Source organism: Kitasatospora sp. NPDC058063 (genome assembly GCF_042885395.1).
In the GTDB taxonomy this organism is placed as follows: Bacteria; Actinomycetota; Actinomycetes; order Streptomycetales; family Streptomycetaceae; genus Kitasatospora; species Kitasatospora lactacystinica.
The window spans coordinates 53798-70547 of record NZ_JBHVSD010000003.1 but is presented as its reverse complement, the minus strand read 5'-3'; the positions used below and the strand labels follow the sequence as shown (position 1 = coordinate 70547).

The window sequence follows — 16750 nt, the reverse complement described above, 5'->3', positions numbered from 1 at the left end:
GAACGTCACTCCCCGCCGCAGGAGGCCCCGGGCGAGGCCAGCACCCGGGCCGCGCTGCGGTGCCCGAGCCCGGCCGCGCGCCCGAGGTCCCCGGTGTCCAGGAAGCCGGCCAGGAACCCCGCCGCGAAGGCGTCCCCGGCCCCGGTGAGGTCGCGCACCTCGGCCACCGGCGGCACCGGCACCATGACCAGCGGCTCACCGGGCACGTCGACGGCGGTCGCCTCGGCACCCGCCTTGGTGACCACCGTGGTGGCCGCCAGCCGGGCGCGCTCCGGCCCGGGCAGACCGCCGACCAGCAGCCCGAGGAACTCCGACTCGGAGCGGTTGGCGAACACGAAGGTCGGCGCCGACTCGGCCAGCAGACAGAGGAAGCGCTCCCGTCCGAACCGCTCCAGCATGCCGGTCGAGGAGGCGTCCACCGAGGTGGTGCCGCCCGCCCTCCGGACCCGGGCGAGCGCGTCCACCGCCGTGCTGCCGACCGGCTCTCCGTCGAAGGAGTAGGCCGGCACGTGCAGGTGGGTCAGTCCGGTCAGCCACTCGTCCGGGACCCGCTCCAGCAGGGTGGCGGCGCCCCGGTCGGGCAGCATGGTCCGCTCGCCGTCCTGGTCGATCAGCACCACGACGCTGCCCGTCCGGCCGCGCCGGGAGACCCGCACGTCGACGCCGTGTCCGGCCAGTTCGGCGACCACGCCGTCCCCGACCGCGTCCTCGCCGACGCAGCCGAGGAAGCGGGCGGGGTGCTGCCCGGCGGCGAAGCGGGCGACGTTGGCCGCGCTGCCGCCGCGCCGCCGGAAGATCCGGGCGCCGGAGTCGGTGCCGTGCCGCAGCGGGCCGTCGGCCCAGACCACGATGTCCTCGACGAGGTCGCCGAGCACCCCCAGCACGGCTCAGGCCCCGGTGTCGGCGACGGCGGCCGAAGCGGCGTCACCGGCTGGGGCTACACCAGCTGCGGCGTCACCGGCTGCGGTTTCAACAGCCGCTCCCACACCCGCGCCCGCACCGTCCGCAGCGGCGTCACCCGCCCCCGCGGCCAGCGCGGTCGCGATCTCCCCGCCGAGCCGGACGTTGCCCCGGTACACCTCGACGTTGACCTCCAGGCTGCGCCCGCCGGTGTCCCGCTGGATGAAGTCGAGGAGGAACGGCGTGGAGGCGTTGCCGGTGACGCCCCGGCGCTCGGCCTCCGCCCAGGCGCGGGCGAGGATGCCGTCCAGCTCCTCGGGCGGCAGCTGCTTGGCCGGGTCGACCGGGTTGGCGATCAGGACGGCCTGCGGCAGTTCGAGCCGGTCCCGGGACTCGATGATCCGGGCGGCCTGCTCGGGCGACTCCACGCTGAAGTTGATCTCGTGGCCGGAGTCGGTGACGTAGAAGCCGGGGTACTTGCGGGTGCGGTAGCCGATGACCGGGATGTTGTAGGTCTCGAAGCGCTCCAGGGTGGCCCTGATGTCGAGGATGGACTTCACGCCGGCGCTGATCACGGTGACCGGGGTGGCGGCCAGGGTGGTCATGTCGGCCGACTCGTCGAAGCTCTCCGAGGCGCCGAAGTGCACGCCGCCGAGGCCGCCGGTGGAGAAGACCCGGATGCCCGCGCGGTGGGCGAGGAAGGCGGTGGCGGCGACGGTGGTGCCGCCGTGCCGGCCGAGCGCGGCGACCACCGGGAGGTCGCGCAGGCTCACCTTGTCCAGGCCGTCGACGGCGGACAGTTCGGTGATCTGCCCGGTGCTCAGCCCGACCGTGGGCACCCCGGCGTGCACCCCGATCGTGGCCGGGACGACGCCCGCCGCCCGCAGCTGTCGCTCGGCCTCCAGCGCGACGGCCAGGTTGCGCGGCCGCGGCAGTCCGTGGGTGAAGATGGTCGACTCCAGGGCGACCACCGGCCGGCCTTCGGCGAGGGCCCGGGCGACCTCCTCGGAGACCTGGACGGCGGGGGCGGTGGGGCGAAGTCCGGTCATGATGCGAACTCTCTGTGAGGCTGCCACTGCGGTGGGGCAACGTGCTGCCCAGCGTATGGACGGCTCGCATCGGAATCCAGAATGAGTCCTGAGGTTTCCGATAGTCCCGCGCCTATTGGTTCGTCTACCCTGACAACCATGGGTCTCACCTTGCGTCAGCTCCAGGTCTTCCTGACCGTCGCCGAGACGCTGCACTTCGGGCGGGCCGCCGAGCGGCTGCACATCTCGCAGCCGACGGTGAGCCAGGAGGTCGCCCGGCTGGAGCGGACCGTCGGCGTCGAGCTGTTCGACCGCAGCCGCCGCTCGGTGGCGCTCACGGAGGCCGGCGAGGTGATGGCCACCGAGAGCGCCCGACTGCTGCGGCAGGCCGAGACGCTGCTGACCCGGGTACGGCTGCACGAGGAGTCCCGGCTGGGCACCGCCCGGATCGTCGCCTCGCCGAGCGTGGTGAACCGGCTGCTGCCCGCCGTGGTCAGCCAGGCCGAGCAGGAGCTTCCGGCGCTCGACACCACCGAACTCGCCGTGGACACCGGGCAGGTCTCCGCCACCCTGGCCGCCGAGCTGGCCGACATCGGGCTCGGACGCTTCCTCGACGAGGTGACCGGCTACCGGCTGGAGCGGATCGCCGACGAGCCGGTCCTGGTGGCGCTCGGCCGGGACCATCCGCTGGCCCGCCGGAGCAGCCTTGGCCTGGCCGAACTGCGCGACCTGCCACTGCTGTTGTGGCCGCGCGAGCAGCACCCCCGCTACTACGACCACGTGCTCGGCCTCTGCGCGGACCACGGCGTGGACCCGCCGGTGCTGGTCAGCCCGCCGCGGATCGTCGGCTCCCGGCTCTACCTGCTCGCCCGCAACCGCGCCTTCTCGCTGGTGCCCGGCTCGATGACCGGCCACCTCACCGAGGACGTGGCCACCGTACGGCTGGAGGGGCGGGCCACCCTACCGCTGGAGATGCAGTGGCGGACGGACGACCGGCGGCCCCGGCTGGCCTCGCTGCGGGACCTGATCCGGCAGGAGGCCGCGGAGCTGGAGGACGCCTGACCCGCCCCGTCGCGCGGCCCGGGTCCGGGTCCGGGTCCGGGTCCGGGTCCAACCGACGGAATCCTTGACGCTGGCATGCCACCACCGGAAGGATTCCCGGATCATCCGACCGGCCCGCGGCACCCGCCCGCGGGCCGCCGAACCCCGGGAACCCGCCTTGCCCCTGCGCCCGTTGCTCCGCCGCGCCGCCGGTCTGATCGGCGCCGCCGTCCTCACCCTGGCCGGCACCCTCACCGCCGCCGGTCCGGCCCACGCCGACTTCGGCACCGACTATCACGACCCGGTCACCGCCACCAAGCCGCTCACCCGCCCCGACACCCGCTCCTGCACCGTCGAGGCGATGCACGAACGCGAGTTCCGCAACGGGTACGGCAACCCGCCGGACACCCCGTACACCACCACCCTCACCCCGCCCGCCGACTGCGCCGGCCCCTGGTCCGCGGTGGTCCTGGACCTCCACGGACAGGTCGCCGGACGGCAGTTCGACCGGATCTTCAGCGTCCGCGTCGGCGGCGTCCAGGTGCTGCTCTCCTCCACCCCCGAGCCGTCCAAGGACGGCATCGCCTGGAACGTCGAGCACGACGTCACCCGCTACGCCCCGCTCTTCACCGGCGGCCCGCAGGAGTTCTCCTTCGACCTCGCCAACGTCACCGACGCCACCTACACCGGCGTCTTCACGATCAGCGCCAGCCTGACCTTCTACACCGCCGACGCCCACTGGCCGGCCGCCCGCGCCGCCGACCGGCTGCTCACCACCGGACCGTTCGGGCTCACCAGCACCTCCCCCGCCGCCGGCCGCGACCTCACCTTCCCGCAGAACCTCGAACGCCTCACCGCCGAGGTCTACGCCCGGGGCGGCGGCGCCTGCGAGGAGTTCGCGTACGCCTCCGCCCCGGACGCCTTCGCCGCCGCCAACCCGGGCACCGGCATCTGCGGCAAGGGCCCGTTCCGCGAGCTGCGGCTGACCGTGGACGGCCGGGTGGCCGGCGCGGTCTGGCCCTACCCGGTGATCTACACCGGCGGCTGGGACCCACTGCTCTGGCGGCCCGTGCCCGGCATCTTCGCCTTCGACCTGCCCGCCTACCGGCTCGACCTCACCCCGTACGTCGGGCTGCTGCTGGACGGCCGGCCGCACGCCGTGGGCGTCACCCTGAACACCGCCGAGGCGCAGAGCAACGACATCTGGACCGGCCAGGTCAACCTCTTCGCCGAGACCGACCACGGCGCCGCCCGCACCACCGGACAGCTCACCGACCACCGGGTCGCCCCGGAGGCCACCGTCGCGACCGACCTCGCCGACCACGGCGGCGGCAGCGGCGACTGGACGGTCACCGCCGCCCGGAACGACCTCGCCCGGGGCTGGGTGCAGACCTCGCACGGCCGGATCACCACCGAGGTCCGCGACGAACTCGCCTTCCGCTCCACCCAGCGACTGCGCGACGCCGGCAACGACGTGACGCTGCACAACGGCACCGACCTCACCCGCACCACCGCCACCTGGGGCGGCGGCCCGCACCGCACCACCACCGTCCACGAGGGCGAACCGCTGGACGTCAGCTACCGGGTGAGCCGCGACGCGGCCGGCAACACCGACCAGACCACCGCCATGGACCTCGGCTACCACCGCGACACCACCGCGGCGACCGGCGGCCACGTCACCGAGCGCTCCACCGTCGACCACACCCTGCGCCCCACCGCCACGCGGCACGACGGGGACCGCACCGTCCGGACCGGCAGCAGCGCCGAGGAGTACCGGAGCACCGGGCCCGAGGGGCCGTACCGTCGGACGCTGAGCTTCGTGGACGGCTGGCCGCGGCCCTGACGGCCGGCCTTCGCCGGCACGTCGACGCCCGAGTTGCGAAATTGGTCGGATTCATACCGTTCACCCCTGGTGCACGGCCCGTAGGAGGCGCATGATGGGAGGTGGACCTGCGAGGTAGCTGAAGGAAGTTCGACCGCAGGAGGCAGTGGCGACGGATCGAGACGGATCAGGGTCTGCCGCTGGGACTACCTCGGTCGACGATCGAACTACCGGCCGGAGGACGTGACGTCCGGAGGCCACCCCCACCTCGTAGGTTCCGCGCGTCCACGGAGCATCCCCTCGGCCCGTGGACGCGCACCTTTTCCCGCGCGCCGCGCCTCCCGCGTCCTCTCCCCGCGCCGCGGCTACCGCTCGCCCGCCCAGCCCATCTCCCAGGCGTGCACCGCGATCCCGACCCGGTTCGCCACCCCGAGCTTGCGCTGGATGCTGGCGACGTGGGTCTTCACCGTTCCCGGCGAGATGAACAGTTCCCCGGCGATGTCCGCGTTGGTGCGGCCCGCGGCGACGTGCCCGGCGATCTCCACCTCCCGCTCGGTCAGCGGCACCACCGGCGCCGCCCGCCGGCGCTCCGGGCGGCGCGGCTGCGTCACGTGCCGCAGCAGCCGGACCGTGACCGACGGGCTGATCAGGCTCTCCCCGTCCGCCGCCGCCCGTACCGCCTCGGCCAGCAGGGACGGGCCGGAGCGCTTCAGCAGGAAGCCGGACGCCCCGTGCTGCAGGGCCGGGTACACGTACTCGTCCAGGTCGAAGGTGGTCAGCACCACCACCCGCACCGGCTCCGCCACGTCCGGCCCGGCCAGCCGCCGGGTCAGCTCCAGTCCGTCCATCCGTGGCATCCGGATGTCCACCAGCGCGACGTCCGGCCGCAGTTCGGCCGCCAGCTCCAGCGCGGACAGCCCGTCCGCCGCCTCGCCCACCACCTCGATGTCCGGCTGGGCCGTCAGGATCCGCCGGACACTGCGCCGGACGGCCTCCTGGTCGTCGGCGATCAGGGTGCGGATCACCCGCCGGCCCCCACCGTTCGCACTCGTCACGCCCAGCAGTGTGGCGCACGGGTGGCGGACGGGAAAGTTCACGCGGTGGAACCGGCCCGGTTCACCTTCGTCCGGTGAGCTGGCCGCCATGAACGATTCCAGTGGACGTCCCTCCGTCAGCAGGCGCGGGCTCCTGGCCGGCGCTACCGGCGTCGGCCTCGGCGGTGCCGTGTCCCTCGCCGGCGTCCAGGCCACCCCCGCCGCCGCCTCCCCGGTGCTCTGGCAGCGCCCGGACCGCTCCGGCGCGCCCCGCGTGGCCGGCCTGCACCTCCAGTTCGGCTCGGACGCCTCGCGCGAGGTGGTGGTCTCCTGGCACACCACCAGGTCCGTCGGCAACCCGCGTGTGATGTACGGGACTTCTAACAACGGCTTCGGCCGGACGGTCCAGGCCTCGACCCGCACCTACCGGGACGCCGCCTCCGGCACCGAGGTCCAGGTGCACCACGCCCGGCTGACCGGCCTGCACGCCGACACGGACTACGTCTACGCCGCCCTCCACGACGGCACCACCCCCGAGCTCGGCACCGTCCGCACCGCCCCGCGCGGCCGGTCCGCCTTCACCTTCACCAGCTTCGGCGACCAGGGCACCCCCACCCTCGGCAGGAAGACCGCCAACGGCTACGTGAACGACAACCTCGGCAGCCCCGCCGCCGGCGACACCACCGCCGGGGTCGAGCGGATCGCCCCGCTGTTCCACCTGCTCAACGGCGACCTGTGCTACGCGAACATCGCCACCGACCGGGTCCGCACCTGGTCCGACTGGTTCGAGAACAACAGCCGCTCGGCCCGCCACCGCCCCTGGATGCCCGCGGCCGGCAACCACGAGAACGAGAAGGGCAACGGCCCGATCGGCTACGGCGCCTACCAGGCGTACTTCGAGCTGCCGGACGCCCGCTCCGACGCGGAGACCCACGGCCTGTGGTACTCGTTCACGGCCGGCTCGGTACGCGTGATCAGCCTCAACAACGACGACGTGGCCTACCAGGACGGTGGCAACAGCTACGTCCACGGCTACTCCGGCGGCGCCCAGCAGCGCTGGCTGGAACGGGAGTTGATCGCGGCCAACGCGGACCCGGGGATCGACTGGATCGTGGTCTGCATGCACCAGGTGGTGATCTCCACCGCCGACCGGTTCAACGGCGCCGACCTCGGCGTCCGCGAGGCCTGGGTGCCGCTGTTCGACAAGTACGGCGTGGACCTGGTGGTCTGCGGCCACGAGCACCACTACGAGCGCTCGCACCCGATCCGCGGCCAGCAGCCGACCGACACCCGCACGCCGATCCCGGTCTCCACCGGCACCGAGACCATCGACACCACCAAGGGCACCGTCCACATGGTCATCGGCGGCGGCGGCACCTCCGCCCCGTCCAACCAGCTCTTCTTCAGCCCCGCCAAGGCGCGGGTGATCACCGGCGTCGGCGCCGTCGACCCGGCCACCGGCAAGCGCCCGCCGGTGTACGTGATCGAGGACGCCCCCTGGTCCGCCTTCCGGGACGCCGACAACCCGTACGGCTTCGCCTCCTTCGACGTCGACCCGGGCGGCCGCAACGGGCAGACCACCATCGGCGTCACCTACTACTCCGTCAGCGGCCCGTACGGGGACCTCATCCCGGTCGACCGCTTCACCCTGACCCGCCCGCGCGGCACCCGCGGCGGCGGCCGGGGTCACTAGGTCAGGGTCACAAGGTCGGGGTCACTGGGGCGGGGCCACCGGGCGTACTCGGCGGCAGGCCGTCGGGCCGGCGGAGCCGTCCACGCCCGTACGCCCCACCCGGTAGCCCCTCCGCCGCTCAGCCCCTCAGCCCCTCAGCCCCTCAGCCCCTCAGCCGCGCACGCACGCACACGGCGCACGGACACGGCGCCGACTCGATCGGGTCGGCGCCGCTGGGCGCGCCTCAGCGCCCCGGCAGGGAGCAGCCGACCCGCCAGCCCGCGGGCGTGCTCGGGCCGGCGGTCAGCGAGCCCCCATGGGCGGCGGCCCGGGCGGTGAGTCCGGCCAGGCCGGTGCCACCGGCGCCCGGGCGGCGGCGCAGCAGCGGCTTGCGGGCGGGGCCACCGTCGTCGGTGACGGCCAGCTCGACGGCGCCGCGCTCACCGGGGGCCACCCGGACGGTGACCTCGGTGGCCTGCGGGGCGTGCCGGCGGATATTGGTCAGCGCCTCCAGGACCACGGCGTACGCGGTCGCCTCGGCCTCGGCGGAGAGCCGGCGCTCGGTGCCGGGCGCCAGCTCGACGGTGGCGCGCAGGGCGCCGGTGGTGCCGAAGCGGGCGACCAGCTCGGGGAGGTCGGCCAGGCCCAGCCGACGCGTGGTCGCTCCGCCCGCCCGGTCCTCCCGGTCCGACCTGTCGGAGCTGTCGCTCTTGCCGTCCCGGGCCTCCCGGCCGCTCGGCTCGCGCAGGGCGCCGACCATCTCGTCCATCGAGTCCAGTGCCCGCAGCCCGGCCTCCTCCAGGCGGCGCAGCAGCGCGGTCGTCTCCTCCGGTTCCTGGCCCGGGAGTTGGCCGGCCTGGGCCTCCAGCACGATGCCGGTGATCTCGTGGGCGACGAAGTCGTGCAGTCCCCGGGCCACCTCCAGCCGCTGTTCGCGCCGCGCCCGGGCCACCGCCCGCTCCCGGCGGGCGTCCAGGACGCGCAGGTAGAGGGCCGCCCCCGCGACACCGAGCAGTGGCAGCAGCGAGAGCAGCACCCCGACCACCGGCCCGGCCGCACCGCCCTGCGGCGTCCGCAGGGCGAACCGCAGCGGCAGCAGCACCGCCGCCAGCCCCACCAGCCCGCCGACCGGACCGGCCGACCGGTCGGGCAGTCGCCGGACGGCCCGGAAGAGCAGTCCGAGCAGGGCGAGCCACTCGAACGGCAGCCAGAGCGCGGGCAGCCGGTACGGCCCCGGGTAGACCGCGTCGACCAGCAGCGAGGCCCCGGCCACCGCGCCGGCGGCCGCACCGAGCGTGATCCGACCGGCGGGCCAGGGCAGCAGCGCCGCCACCGCGGCGAGCACCGCCGTCAGGGCGAGCAGCGCGGCCGCTCCCCGGGCGTCCGGCTGCGCCAGCAGGACGGGCGCCAGCAGGACGAACGCGGAGACGGCGGCGAGCGGCCGACGGATCCGGGCCGGTCGCGGCCGTGCAGGATCGGGGTGAACGAAGGGAGAGTCGGTGGGCACCCGGCCGAGCCTACGGGCAGCTCTCCCGGGGGAGGCGCGGTCCTCCTCGGGAGGGAGCGGTCCGCCGTCAACTCCCCTCCGCAGCGGGAGTTCTGCGCGACCGGGCGGGAGCATGATCGGTGGCATCGGAACACCCGCAGAGGACGCCCGCACCGAACGCCCGCACCGAACGCCCGCACCGGACGCCCGCAAGAGACACCCGAACCGGACGCTCGTGCCGGACACCCGCACGGGAACAGCCACCCGGGAACACCCGCGCCGAAGGAGACCCGAACCGCCATGAACCGCCGCCTCGCCACCGCCGCGCTCTCGCTCCTCCTGCTGACCGCGACCGCCGCCACCGCCGCACCGGCCGCCGTCGCGGAACCGACCCCCACCGCACCGGTCACCGCCCCGGAACCGGCCGCCCCGGCAGGCGACTTCGGGCCGGTCGGCGTACGCGGCACCGGCAACACCGTCCTCACCGCCGGGTTCCAGGGCTTCGAGGGCGACCCGGTGCGGATCTCGGTGGACGCCCGCGCCACCACCAACACCGATCCGCGCGGCACCACGGGCCACTTCCACGTCCGTCACGTGCACACCGACGGCCGGCTGGTCGCCGACTTCGAGGGCGACATCACCTGTCTGGCCGTCGGCGGCCGGGAGGCGATCGCCACCGGGGTGGTCACCAAGGGCGAGGCGCCGTGGTTCCCGGGCCTGGAGCTGATCGGCCAGAAGGTCTCGCTCTCGGTGGAGGACGACGGGCGGCGCGGGGACCGGATGGGCTGGGTCTGGGGCGCGCTCGGCCAGCCGGTGTCGGACTGCCAGGGCACGGTACCGTTCATCCGCACGACCGGTGGTGACTTCTCCGTGCGCAGCTGACACCCGGCCGACCGGGCCGACAGGACCGGTCGGGGCCTCCCAGGCCTTTCAGGATCGGTCGGAGCCTCCCGGGCCGACCGGGCGACGACCGGGGCTGCGCACCGCCACCCGAGCACCCGCAGACCTGGAGGCCCCGTTGTCCCTCGACCGCCCGACCGCTCCGCCACCGGCCGGCGCGGTGTTCAACGACCTGACAGGGGAGGGCCGTTGAACACCGCGCCCGACCGGCATTCGCCCGACTACACCCGGCTCGCCGCCGTCGGGCCGTACTTCGCACTGGACACCTCGCCGGCCGGCCGGCCGCCGGAGGGCTTCCGGCCGCTGACCGAGCTGTACGGCACCGGACCGGACGCGCCGTTGGCGGCGCGGCTGCGGGTGGTGGCGCAGCGGCTCGGCACCGGGGAGCCCCGGGTCGCCGCCTCGATCCTGCACCTGGGGCTGGCCGCCCGTTTCTGGTCGGTGGGGCTGGGTTCGGCGGTCCTGCTGGGGACGGTCCCGACCTTGGAACACGCCTGGGTGCGGATCCCGGACCAGGGCCCGCTCGACCTGTGGGCACCACCGGAGCCCGCCCGTCCGGACGCCGGATCGCTCGCCGACCAGCTCCAAGAGGCGGTCCTGCTGGGACAGTTGACGCCACTGGCGGAGGCCGTCCGGGCCGCCGCCCCGCTCTCCCGCCGTCTGCTGCTCGGCAACGCCGCCTCCGCACTGGCCGGGACGCTGCGGGTGCTGGACGCCCACGCGCCGGACGCCGCACGGGCGTTGGCCGCGGAGCTGCTGGACCGTCCGCCGCTGGCCGGGTCGGGCATCCTGCGCGCCGGGCCGGGTGGCACGGCGTTCCGGCGGAACAGCTGCTGCCTCTACTACCGGGTGGGTCCGGGTGCCGGGCTCTGCGGGGACTGCTGCTTCAGCACGCCGCCCGGCCGCGGGTAGCCCGGCCGCAGGGAGCGGAACGAGTAATACCTTCACAAATGAAGGTCATACAGATCTCCGGCCGCCGTCAGCCGCGCACCACCGCCCAGTCCACCGCCGCGGACGGCACCCCGGCCCGCCCGGCCGCCGGATCCGCGAGCAGTCCGCGCGCCAGCGAACCCACCGGCAGGGCCGGGGTGGTGGCGGCCAGCACCCTGCCCTCGCCGTCGAGCAGCGCCGCGTCGCCGGACAGCGCCCGCAGCGGAGGCACCAGCAGCCGCTCCAGCGCGGCCAGCGGGACGTCCCCGGCCACCACCCCGACGAACCCCGCGCCCGGGACGACCACCGGCCGGGCGCAGCACAGCACGTACCGGTCGGCACAGAGCAGGTCGACCTGCGGCCCGGCCACCGCGGCCCGCCCCTCGTCCCGGGGCCGGGCGAACCAGGGCAGCACCCGGTAGTCGTAGAACTCGGCGTCCGCCGGGTCGAGCGCGAGCCGCAACCGCCGCTCCCCCGCCCCGCGCGCACCGCGGTACCACCACTCCACGTGCAGGTCGGCGTCGGCGAGCACGCCGGGTGCCACGACCGTGCCGCAGCCGAACCAGCGCGAGCCGGGCCGCGCCAGCAGCTCGCTCACCACCCCGTGCACCACGGCGAGTTCGGCCGCGGCGGGCCGGCGCCCCTCGGCGGCCGCCCGGGCCCAGCAGCCCGCCGCGGCCGCCCGCAGGCCGTCCAGTTCGGCGAGCACCGCGTCGACGGCGGCGGCGATCTGCCGGGCGCACCGCTCGACGGCGGCGGAGTCACCGGCGGCAGAGTCACCGGCGGCGGAGTCACCGGCAACCGGCGCACCGGCGGATCGGGCCACGGGCAGGGTGGTGCTGAACGCGCTGGTCATGACGGCTCCGGCGGCGAGGGAGGGATCCGGGAACGGTGGCGCGGCCCCGGCTCAGCCGTCGTCCGCCAACTCCAGGTGCCGCCGGACCAGATGGTGCACGCAGGCCACGGCGTGCGTCTCGGCGGCGGCCCGGGCGCCGGCCGCGTCGCCGGCCAGCACGGCGACCAGGATCTCCCGGTGCTGCTCGGCGAAGCGCTCCTGGTCCGGCCCGTGCGGGGCGGGCAGCCAGAGCAGCGGGCCCAGTTCGGCCTGGAGCCGGACGGCGAGCTGGGTGAGCCGCACCGACTGGGCGGCGACGGCGAGTTCGATGTGGAAGCGGGCGTCGGCGCGGCGCTGCTCGGCGGGCCCGGCGGCGTCGCGCAGGTCGTGCACCAGTCGGGTGAGCCGGGGGCCGAGGTCGGCCGGGGCGCGCTCGGCGGCGAGCCGGGCGGCGGTGCCGAAGACGGCCAGCTCCTCGTCGCCGAGGTCGCGCAGGTCGACGGTGGCGAGGTCGCGCAGCCGGGCGAGCTGGAGGTGTTCGGAGCCCTCGGCGGGGGTGCGGACGAAGCTGCCGCCGTTGCGGCCGCGCCGGGTCTCGATCAGTCCGGCCTCGCGGAGCAGGGCGAGGGCCTCGCGGACGGTGCCGTTGGCGACGCCGAGCTGGTCGGCCAGGTCGATCTCGCTGGGCAGCTGGTCCCCGTCGGCGACCAGTCCGAGGGCGATCGCCTCGGTGATCCGGCGGGCCACCGCGTCGGCGCGGCCGAGGTCGGCGAGCGGCGCGAGGACGGCACTGAGCAGCGGGGTCGCACTGCCGATGGTCGTCACTCCGTTCCCCTCCCTGATCGCCGTCGCCGGATCCTCGCCGGATCGCCGCCCGACCACTGCCCGATCACTGCCCGATCACTGCCCGATCACTGCCCGACCGGATGTTTCCCGCAGGGTACCTCCAGGTCCGACGCGCACTCTTGCCCGTAGAAACTCAATCTCGTATGTTTTCCCGCAACCTCGGCCCGAGCCGCACCCCGCAGTGCTCCCCCACGCATCACGACACGTTCCCAGGAGCAGGTCATGACCGATGCCAGTGCACGTGCCACCGTCCACTCCCCCGACCCGGACGCCGAACGGCTGGCCGCCCTCGGCTACACCTCCGAGTTCAAGCGGGACATGAGCCTCTGGGCGAACTTCTCGCTCGGCTTCACCTATCTCTCCCCAGTCGTTGGCGTGTACACACTCTTCGCCACCTCACTTCAGACCGCCGGGCCGCCGATGGTCTGGAGCTTCCTGATCGCGGGCGTCGGCCAGCTGCTGGTGGCCCTGGTGTTCAGCGAGGTGGTCGCCCAGTTCCCGGTGGCCGGCGGGGTGTACCCGTGGGCGCGCCGACTCTGGGGCCGCACCTGGGGCTGGCTGACCGGCTGGACCTACCTGCTGGCACTGATGTCCACCATCGCGGCCGTCTCCTACGGCGCCGGCCCGTACGTGGCCGCCCTGCTGGGCGTCGAGCCGAGCACCGCGACGACCGTCTGGTGCGCACTGGGCCTGCTGGCGCTCGCCACCGTGATCAACCTCGGCGGCACCCGGGTGCTGTCGGCGGCGGCCGTGTTCGGCTTCGCCGCCGAGTTGCTCGGCGCCCTGGCGGTCGGCGCCTGGCTGCTGCTGACGCACCGCTACCACGGCCTCGGCGTGGTCCTCGACCGCTTCGGCGCGGGCGGCGACGGCGACTACGCCGACGCCTTCCTGGCCGCCGGGCTGATCGCGGTCTTCCTGTTCTTCGGCTTCGAGGCCTGCGGCGACGTCGCCGAGGAGGTACCGGACCCGGGTCGACAGATCCCCAAGTCGATGCGGCGCACCATCTATGTGGGCGGCGCTGCGGCGATCGGGGTCAGCCTGGCCCTGGTGATGTCGATCCAGGACATCGGCGCGGTGGTCTCCGGCGACGACAAGGATCCGGTCGCCAAGGTGCTGCACGACGCCTTCGGCGCGGTAGGCGCCCGGGTGGTGATCGGCGTGGTCCTGATCTCCTTCCTGTCCTGCGTGCTCAGCCTCCAGGCGGCGGCGAGCCGGCTCGCCTACTCCTTCGCCCGGGACCGGATGATCGTGGGCAGCCGGCTGCTGGCCACCGTCTCGGACCGGCTGCGGGTGCCGCCGTACGCGCTGCTGCTCGCCGCGGCGCTGCCCGGTGTGATCATCGTGGGTGCCTCGGCGCTCTCCGAGGGTGCCCTCACGAAGATCATCTCCTTCTCCAGCATCGGCATCTACCTGGCCTTCCAGATGGTGGTGCTGGCCGCCCTGCGGGCCCGGCTGCGCGGCTGGCGCCCGAGCGGGGACTTCCGGCTCGGCCGCTGGGGTCTGGCGGTGAACATCGGCGCGCTGGTCTACGGCCTCGCCGCGATCGTCAACATCTGCTGGGGCCGCACCCCGGACGCCGCCTGGTACGACAACTACCTCGTGCTGCTCTCGGCGGTGGTCGTGCTCGCGGCCGGCGGGCTCTACCTCCTGCTCGCCCGCCCGCACCTGCGCGGCGACGCCCCCTCGGGCGACGCGACGGCCGCGCCCGGGGCCACCTCCGCCGAACCGGCCCGGGGGCGGGCATGACCGGGCTCCCGCTGGACGGCGTCCTGGTCGCCGACTTCGGCCGGGTGCTCGCCGCGCCCTACCTGACCATGCTGCTGGCCGACCTCGGCGCCGACGTGATCAAGGTCGAGCAGCCCGGCACCGGTGACGACACCCGTGCCTGGGGCCCGCCGCACGCCCAGGGCGAGGCCACCTACTTCCTCTCCGTCAACCGCAACAAGCGCTCCCTCACCCTCGACCTGCGCGAACCGGCCGACCATGCCCGCGCCGTCGAACTCGTCCGCCGCGCCGACGTGCTGGTGGAGAACTTCCGCCCCGGCACGATGGCCCGCCACGGCCTCGGCCCGGACCGCGCCCAGGCCCTCAACCCGCGGCTCGTCTACTGCTCGATCACCGGCTTCGGCCCCGGCAAGGGCGCCGAACTGCCCGGCTACGACCTGCTGGTGCAGGCCGTCGGCGGTCTGATGTCGGTGACCGGCCCGGCCCCCGGCGAACCGGTGAAGACCGGCGTCGCGCTGGTGGACGTGCTGACCGGGCTGCACGCGGCGGTCGGCGTGCTGGCCGCACTGCGCGAGCGCGAGACCACCGGCCGGGGCCAGCTGGTGGAGCTGAACCTGCTCTCCACGCTGCTCTCCGGCCTGGTCAACCAGTCCGCCGGCTACACCCTGGCCGGCGCGGTGCCGGGCATCCTCGGCAACCGCCACCCGTCCATCGCCCCCTACGAGGTGTTCACCGCCGCCGACCGCCCGCTGGTCGTCGCGGTCGGCAACGACCGGCAGTTCGCCGCGCTCTGCCGGGGCGTGGGCGCCCCCGAGCTGGCCGCCGACCCCCGCTTCGCCACCAACTCCGACCGGGTCGCGCACGTCACCGTGCTGGCCCGCGAGCTCACCGCCCGGCTCGAACGCCGCACCGCCGCCGAGTGGTTCGCGGTGCTCACCCCGCTGGGCGTGCCCTGCGGCCCGGTCAACGACCTGGCCGAGGCCTTCGACCTCGCCGACTCGCTCGGCCTGCGGCCCCGGGCGCCGCTGCCCGGCCCGGACGGCCGCCCGCTGGACCTGGTCGCCAACCCGATCGGCCTCTCCCGCACCCCGCCCCGCTACCAGCTGCCCCCGCCCCGGCTCGGCGAGCACACCGCCGAACTCACCGCCTGGCTGGACACCCCGCACGACCGGCCGCCGCACGGCGGGTCTCCCTACGAGCAGCCTCCGAACGAGCAGTCTCCGCACGACCGGCCGCCGCACAACCCTCCCCCGAACGACCAGGACTTCGAGGACCGCCCATGAGCACCGCGCACGGCACCGGCACCGCCATGTCCGACCCGCTCGACCTGATCGACTTCGCCACCCTCCTCACCGAGGAGGAGCGCGAGATCCAGGCCACCGTCGCCCGGTTCCTCGCCGACCGGGTCCGCCCGCACCTGCCGGAGTGGTTCGACAACGCCCACTTCGCCCGCGAACTCGCCCCCGAACTCGGCGCGTTGGGCCTGCTCGGCATGCACCTGGAGGGCTACGGCTGCGCCGGCACCAACGCCGTCTCCTACGGCCTGGCCTGCCTCGAACTGGAGGCGGCCGACTCCGGCCTGCGCAGCTTCGTCTCGGTCCAGGGCTCGCTCTCGATGTACTCGATCCACCGGTGGGGCTCGGAGGAGCAGAAGCAGGAGTGGCTGCCCGGGCTCGCCGCCGGCACCGCGATCGGCTGCTTCGGCCTCACCGAGCCGGACTTCGGCAGTAACCCGGCCGGAATGCGCACCCGCGCGGTGCGCGACGGCTCGGACTGGATCCTCGACGGCACCAAGACGTGGATCACCAACGGCGGCATCGCGGACGTCGCCACCGTCTGGGCGAACACCGAGGACGGCGTGCGCGGCTTCCTGGTGCCGCGCGGCACGCCCGGCTTCATCACCCGCGACATCGGGCGGAAGCTGTCGCTGCGCGCCTCGGTCACCTCCGAACTGCACCTGGACGGCGTCCGACTGCCCAACGAAGCCCGACTGCCGGGCGCGAAGGGGCTGCGCGGCCCGCTGTCCTGCCTGAACGAGGCGCGGTTCGGCATCCTGTTCGGCGCGGTCGGCGCGGGCCGGGACTCGCTCCAGGCGGCGCTGCGGTACGCGGACTCGCGGGTCCAGTTCGACCGGCCGATCAGCGGTTTCCAGCTGACCCAGCGCAAGTTCGCCGACATGGCGCTCGCGCTCGGCAACTCCGCGCTGCTGGCCGTCCACCTCGGCCGGCTCAAGGACGGCGGGCGGCTGCGTCCCGAGCAGGTCAGCGCCGGCAAGCTCAACAACGTGCGGGAGGCGCTGGCGATCGCCCGCGAGTGCCGCACGGTCCTCGGGGCCAACGGCATCTCGCTGGAGTACTCGCCGATCCGGCACGCCAACAACCTGGAGTCGGTGCTGACCTACGAGGGCACCAGCGAGATCCACACGCTGGTGGTCGGCCGGGCGCTCACCGGGCAGGCGGCCTACCACTAGCGTTCCCCGCCCCGGGACGCGCCGAGGCCCGCGTCCGGCTTGTCCAGAGCCGGGCGCGGGC

At 74.6% G+C, this 16750-nt stretch carries 14 protein-coding genes; 8 read left to right on the top strand and 6 right to left on the bottom strand.

Annotated elements, in window-relative coordinates; translation table 11 throughout:
- Positions 1-5: 5 nt before the first annotated feature.
- Together ACFVUY_RS06900 and ACFVUY_RS06895 are read right to left on the bottom strand one after the other, a co-directional pair.
- Complete coding sequence (locus ACFVUY_RS06900) at positions 6-884, bottom strand: carbohydrate kinase family protein (protein ID WP_387688196.1); 879 nt, start codon at positions 882-884, stop codon at positions 6-8.
- Positions 885-887: 3 nt separating this feature from the next.
- Complete coding sequence (locus ACFVUY_RS06895) at positions 888-1949, bottom strand: pseudouridine-5'-phosphate glycosidase (RefSeq protein WP_387727894.1); 1062 nt, start codon at positions 1947-1949, stop codon at positions 888-890.
- A gap of 138 nt (positions 1950-2087) precedes the next feature.
- Between ACFVUY_RS06895 and ACFVUY_RS06890 the strand changes: the two genes are divergently transcribed.
- Together ACFVUY_RS06890 and ACFVUY_RS06885 are read left to right on the top strand one after the other, a co-directional pair.
- Positions 2088-2990, top strand: a complete 903-nt coding sequence (locus ACFVUY_RS06890) for a LysR family transcriptional regulator (RefSeq protein ID WP_387727892.1) — start codon at positions 2088-2090, stop codon at positions 2988-2990.
- Between the two features lie 157 nt (positions 2991-3147).
- Complete coding sequence (locus ACFVUY_RS06885; protein WP_387727890.1) at positions 3148-4812, top strand: peptide-N4-asparagine amidase; 1665 nt, start codon at positions 3148-3150, stop codon at positions 4810-4812.
- 344 nt (positions 4813-5156) lie between these two features.
- Here the strand turns inward: ACFVUY_RS06885 and ACFVUY_RS06880 are convergent, their stop codons facing one another.
- On the bottom strand, positions 5157-5846 hold the full coding sequence (locus ACFVUY_RS06880) for a response regulator (protein WP_387688203.1): 690 nt from the start codon (positions 5844-5846) through the stop codon (positions 5157-5159).
- A gap of 88 nt (positions 5847-5934) precedes the next feature.
- On the opposite strand from ACFVUY_RS06880, the gene ACFVUY_RS06875 reads away from it, so the two are divergent.
- Positions 5935-7518 carry a purple acid phosphatase family protein gene (locus ACFVUY_RS06875; RefSeq protein WP_387727888.1) on the top strand — a complete coding sequence of 528 codons (1584 nt, stop codon included), beginning with the start codon at positions 5935-5937 and terminating at the stop codon, positions 7516-7518.
- A 223-nt stretch (positions 7519-7741) separates the two neighbouring features.
- On the opposite strand, the gene ACFVUY_RS06870 is transcribed toward ACFVUY_RS06875, so the two are convergent.
- Entirely contained in the window at positions 7742-9004 is a 1263-nt protein-coding gene (locus ACFVUY_RS06870) for a sensor histidine kinase (RefSeq protein ID WP_387727886.1), read from the bottom strand.
- A 279-nt stretch (positions 9005-9283) separates the two neighbouring features.
- Here ACFVUY_RS06870 and ACFVUY_RS06865 point away from each other — a divergent pair, with 279 nt between their 5' ends.
- On the top strand, positions 9284-9865 hold the full coding sequence (locus ACFVUY_RS06865) for a hypothetical protein (RefSeq protein WP_387727884.1): 582 nt from the start codon (positions 9284-9286) through the stop codon (positions 9863-9865).
- 207 nt (positions 9866-10072) lie between these two features.
- Positions 10073-10795: a (2Fe-2S)-binding protein gene (locus tag ACFVUY_RS06860; RefSeq protein ID WP_387727882.1), complete on the top strand. Its 723-nt coding sequence runs from the start codon at positions 10073-10075 to the stop codon at positions 10793-10795.
- A 67-nt stretch (positions 10796-10862) separates the two neighbouring features.
- Here the strand turns inward: ACFVUY_RS06860 and ACFVUY_RS06855 are convergent, their stop codons facing one another.
- Together ACFVUY_RS06855 and ACFVUY_RS06850 are read right to left on the bottom strand one after the other, a co-directional pair.
- On the bottom strand, positions 10863-11669 hold the full coding sequence (locus ACFVUY_RS06855; RefSeq protein ID WP_387727880.1) for a hypothetical protein: 807 nt from the start codon (positions 11667-11669) through the stop codon (positions 10863-10865).
- A 51-nt stretch (positions 11670-11720) separates the two neighbouring features.
- Positions 11721-12473, bottom strand: a complete 753-nt coding sequence (locus ACFVUY_RS06850; RefSeq protein WP_387727878.1) for a FadR/GntR family transcriptional regulator — start codon at positions 12471-12473, stop codon at positions 11721-11723.
- A gap of 243 nt (positions 12474-12716) precedes the next feature.
- Here ACFVUY_RS06850 and ACFVUY_RS06845 point away from each other — a divergent pair, with 243 nt between their 5' ends.
- The 3 genes from ACFVUY_RS06845 to ACFVUY_RS06835 are packed head-to-tail and all read left to right on the top strand — an operon-like array spanning position 12717 to position 16689.
- Positions 12717-14240: an APC family permease gene (locus ACFVUY_RS06845; protein WP_387688216.1), complete on the top strand. Its 1524-nt coding sequence runs from the start codon at positions 12717-12719 to the stop codon at positions 14238-14240.
- A complete protein-coding gene (locus ACFVUY_RS06840; protein ID WP_387727876.1) occupies positions 14237-15502 on the top strand; it encodes a CoA transferase in 1266 nt (421 codons plus the stop codon). Before ACFVUY_RS06845 ends, ACFVUY_RS06840 begins: the two co-directional genes overlap by 4 nt.
- 26 nt (positions 15503-15528) lie before the next feature.
- Complete coding sequence (locus ACFVUY_RS06835) at positions 15529-16689, top strand: acyl-CoA dehydrogenase family protein (protein WP_387728210.1); 1161 nt, start codon at positions 15529-15531, stop codon at positions 16687-16689.
- Positions 16690-16750 lie beyond the last annotated feature (61 nt).